This window comes from Microcystis sp. M53598_WE2, assembly GCF_030067735.1.
GTDB classification, from domain to species: Bacteria; Cyanobacteriota; Cyanobacteriia; order Cyanobacteriales; family Microcystaceae; genus Microcystis; species Microcystis aeruginosa.
In genome coordinates this window covers 1-4,085 of record NZ_JASJFE010000410.1, presented here as the reverse complement: position 1 = coordinate 4,085, position 4,085 = coordinate 1, and the positions used below count along the sequence as shown (strand labels likewise).

Sequence of the window (4,085 nt, the reverse complement as noted above, 5' to 3'; positions counted from 1 at the left end):
CATCGGTCAAAGCATGGGGGCATTGCGGCTGGGGTTGTCTCTTTCATCGCTGATCTTTCAACGTAAAGTGCTTACTCTTTAACGATTATACTCGATTTGATCTTTATTTGGCGTTTAAGTCCCACTAGAAACTGTCTTAAAGGATATCAAAGACAGCGTTAAGGATGTTAGTCAAAAAATAGATAATCTACAAAGGGACGTTAATCAAAAATTTGACAAGATTGATGAGCGCTTTGACAGAATCGATGAAAGATTAAATAAAGTAGAGATAGGATTAGCTACTTTGACCGAGAAAGTCGTAGGGATGGATAAACGACTGGAAAAGGTGGAAAACGAACAAGTTAAATCGATAGGATTGGTCGCTTTAACCGAGAAAGTCGGGGGGATGGATAAACGACTCGAAAAGGTGGAAAGTGAACAGGCTACCATGATTAAAGCGATTTCTGACCTCCAGGGATTCCGAGGTCTGATTCTGCCGATCATCGTCGGTGCGCTCAGTGCTACTATTGGTGCGGTGATTACCGTAGCGGCAAAAATGTTGTTGATCGGCAATAGTCCCTGATCGAGATAAGATTAATTCTCGTGGTGATAGGGAGGACATTTGTGAATAAACTAAGCATTCTGGTTCTGCACGGGCCGAATTTAAACCTATTGGGGAAAAGAGAGCCGAATCTCTACGGTAACGTCAATTTAGAGGCGATTAACCAGTTTTTAAGCGAAGAAGCTACCCGTTTAGGGGTGAATTTAACCGCACACCAGTCCAATCAGGAAGGGCAATTAGTGGACTGGATTCAGCAAGCATGGGGTCAGCAGGACGGTATTTTGATTAATGCGGGAGCTTATACTCACACCAGTATCGCCATCCGCGACGCACTATTAGGCACAAAAATGGCCTGTGTGGAAGTACACTTAAGCAATATTTACAAACGCGAGTCTTTTCGTCATCATTCCTACATTGCCGATATAGCCATCGGACAGATTAGCGGTTTTGGGGCCGAAAGTTATCGCCTAGGATTATGGGCATTAGTCGATTATTTGCAAAAGAATAGAGAAGGCTAATTAGGGCTTGCTCAATAAATCTAAAAACCTTGTTGGGTAAGACTTTTAGACTTTTTGGAAACCAAAAAGTACCGTATCCCGGAGTGATCGGGTGGAAAATTCAGGGACTTTTTCCCTGAAAATTAGGTAATTGACCCCCTCAAAATCTCTAAAACCCTACACCCTACACCCCACACCCCACACCCTGCCCCCACCGAAAAACTTTTTGCCGCAAACCCTAATTAGGCAAGGGATTCTCCCACTTCTAAGAGGGGACAAAAGGGAAAATAGGGGGAAACCGTCCAACGATAGAATTTTTTGCTGCTGGTGGACTGAAGATTAAAACGCAGGGAAACAAAGGGGAAAAAGGGAGATACGGAACAATTCCAACTGAAAGCCGGCTTAGAAGTGCTATTATCGCCCTGGAAAGACCAAGCAGGGTATTGAAAAACCTCCCGGACGAGGGATTTTCCTTCATCGCTAACTTGGGCGCAGCTGCGACTAATGCCCGAAACCAAACAGAGACTATTACTGACACAATTATCATTAGAAGCCACGATCAAGAGAGCTTCCCCGGTGGTGGTTAGTTCAAAAGCGATAAAATCTCCAGCTTGCCAACGACTAAGGACTTGTCCCTGGGCATTCTGGTAGATAGCGCTGCAGTTTTCGGGATCGAGAAGACGATTACTATCGGGATCTAAGTAACCGCAAACCTTTCCCATCAGACGAGTTCCATCCTGAAACCCATACACCCAATCAAAGGTATCGATGTTAGCAGCCCCTTGATTGCTTTTGTTGACCAATAGTAATCGATCGCTGACCACGGTTATTAATTCTCTATAAAACTAAGCTCCTTTTAATAACAAAGGTATCACTAAATACAAATTCCCCAAGGAAAAGATTTATTAATCTTAACTTGTCGGCCCCAGGGGAGAGTGAACTGGTCAACTTAAATCAAGGCCAAAACCTGCTATCTTATGGGGAGACAAAAATTATCTAGATCTTGTTTTAGCGAGTGGTAGTAAGGGCATGGCGTACAAGCGGGTATTATTAAAACTGAGTGGGGAGGCCCTAATGGGCAATCTCGGCTATGGGATCGACCCGATGGTGGTTTCCGCTATCGCTCAGGAAATCTCCGAAGTGGTTGACCAAGGCATCCAATTGGCGATCGTGGTCGGTGGGGGCAATATTTTTCGCGGGGTGAAAGCCGCCTCGGCCGGCATGGATCGGGCCACGGCCGATTATATTGGTATGATAGCAACAGTCATGAACGCTATGACCTTGCAGGATGCCCTAGAACGAGCGCAAGTACCGACTAGGGTATTAACGGCGATTGCCATGCAGGAATTAGCTGAACCCTACATCCGCCGGCGAGCAATCCGTCATCTGGAAAAAGGTCGGGTGGTGGTTTTCGGTGCGGGATCGGGTAATCCTTTCTTTACCACCGATACCACGGCGGCCCTGCGCGCTGCCGAAATCGATGCGGAAGTGGTGTTTAAAGCGACGAAAGTGGATGGAGTTTATGATTCCGATCCCTCCCATAACCCTAACGCGCGACGCTTTCAAAGTCTTACCTACGGTCATGTGCTGACTCATGATCTGCGGGTGATGGACGGAACGGCGATCGCTCTGTGCAAGGAAAATAATATCCCGATAGTCGTTTTCGATCTGTCGGTGACAGGTAATATTGTTCGCGCTGTCAAAGGTGAACCCGTTGGAACATTGGTAGGAGGATTCTGTGAAGTTAGCTGAAGTTCAAGACCAGATGCAGAAAACCGTCGAATCAACCCAGAGAGCTTTTAATACGATTCGTACCGGCCGGGCAAATGCTTCTCTTTTAGATCGGATCGTGGTGGAGTATTATGGCATGGAAACTCCCCTCAAGTCCCTGGCGACCATTAGCACTCCCGACGCGACCACGATCGCGATTCAACCCTTCGATCGTACCAGTATGGGGGCGATCGAAAAGGCGATTTCTCTCTCGGACGTGGGTTTAACCCCCAGTAATGACGGTCAGACCATTCGTTTGAATATCCCTCCCCTCACTAGCGATCGCCGCAAGGAATTGGTCAAATTAGCGGCGAAATTGGCCGAAGAAGGAAAGGTGGCTATCCGCAATATTCGCCGGGATGCGATCGATGCTATCCGTAAACGGGAAAAAGGTCACGAAATTTCTGAGGATGAATCCAGGGATTTACAGGATCAAGTGCAGAAATCCACCGATAAATTTATCGCCAAAATCGAGGATTTATTAACGACAAAAGAAAAAGATATCATGACCGTTTAAGTTTTTTTCTCCTCATGGATAGAACAGGCTTTTTGTCTGTTCTATTTAGCTTTTTATCCCTATTTAAAAGGTATAGGGGAGTGAGAAGGTTTGGGGGTGAAGTCTTTCCGTATCGCGGCATCTCAGGTTCTACCATTTTCTTTATTCGTGGCAGGCATCCTACTCCCCCTCTCCCACCCCCGCCTTGGGGGCAAGGGTAATTAACCATCTCTGCCATTACTTGAGAAAATTTCTTCTTTCTGCTAGTTGATTGCTCATAATAGCCGTACATTCTAGATCATGAGGAATCACTAAACAAGAAATTTTTTCTGGTAATAATTGTTAAAATTGAGGCAGTTTTAAAGCATTATTATGACGGGTATTATACTAAATACGGTTATTAAAAACTGATTATTTATCCCCCCCTTTTGCCTTAGGGCTGTTTCATTCTCCCATCAGAATATCAAAAGTAAAAGCGATCACTATCAGGTAAAATGAGGAGTGACCGCCAACCTTTCAAATATATGTTGAGCTTAATAGAAAAACTAAAACAAGTCAAGGACTTTCGGAAAGATAAAGGAAAAAGACACCCTTTATGGATAAGTAGTCGTGCAAAATTAATTTCCTAGTCGAGACTCCGAGACTCCGAGACTCCGAGACTCCGAGACTCCGAGACTCCGAGACTCCGAGACTCCGAGACAGCTATTAGGGATCGGATTTGAGTTTTCAGTTCACTGTTTCCTCACACCAGAAGTCTGACGGAGTAGTGGCTTAGATGTGT

At 45.3% G+C, this 4,085-nt stretch carries 5 protein-coding genes; 4 read left to right on the top strand and 1 reads right to left on the bottom strand.

Annotated features, from left to right (window positions below; genetic code table 11):
- The first annotated feature begins 145 nt into the window (after positions 1–145).
- Positions 146–562 carry a hypothetical protein gene (locus PX636_RS08745; protein ID WP_288116782.1) on the top strand — a complete coding sequence of 139 codons (417 nt, stop codon included), beginning with the start codon at positions 146–148 and terminating at the stop codon, positions 560–562.
- A 41-nt stretch (positions 563–603) separates the two neighbouring features.
- A complete protein-coding gene (aroQ, locus tag PX636_RS08740; protein ID WP_061433219.1) occupies positions 604–1,059 on the top strand; it encodes a type II 3-dehydroquinate dehydratase in 456 nt (151 codons plus the stop codon).
- A 221-nt stretch (positions 1,060–1,280) separates the two neighbouring features.
- Here aroQ and PX636_RS08735 read toward each other — a convergent pair whose 3' ends face one another.
- A complete protein-coding gene (locus tag PX636_RS08735; protein ID WP_041804110.1) occupies positions 1,281–1,862 on the bottom strand; it encodes an FHA domain-containing protein in 582 nt (193 codons plus the stop codon).
- A gap of 205 nt (positions 1,863–2,067) precedes the next feature.
- Here PX636_RS08735 and pyrH point away from each other — a divergent pair, with 205 nt between their 5' ends.
- Both pyrH and frr read left to right on the top strand, forming a co-directional pair.
- A complete protein-coding gene (gene pyrH, locus PX636_RS08730; protein ID WP_002762234.1) occupies positions 2,068–2,790 on the top strand; it encodes a UMP kinase in 723 nt (240 codons plus the stop codon).
- A 13-nt stretch (positions 2,791–2,803) separates the two neighbouring features.
- Positions 2,804–3,325 carry a ribosome recycling factor gene (gene frr, locus PX636_RS08725; RefSeq protein ID WP_228021067.1) on the top strand — a complete coding sequence of 174 codons (522 nt, stop codon included), beginning with the start codon at positions 2,804–2,806 and terminating at the stop codon, positions 3,323–3,325.
- Positions 3,326–4,085 lie beyond the last annotated feature (760 nt).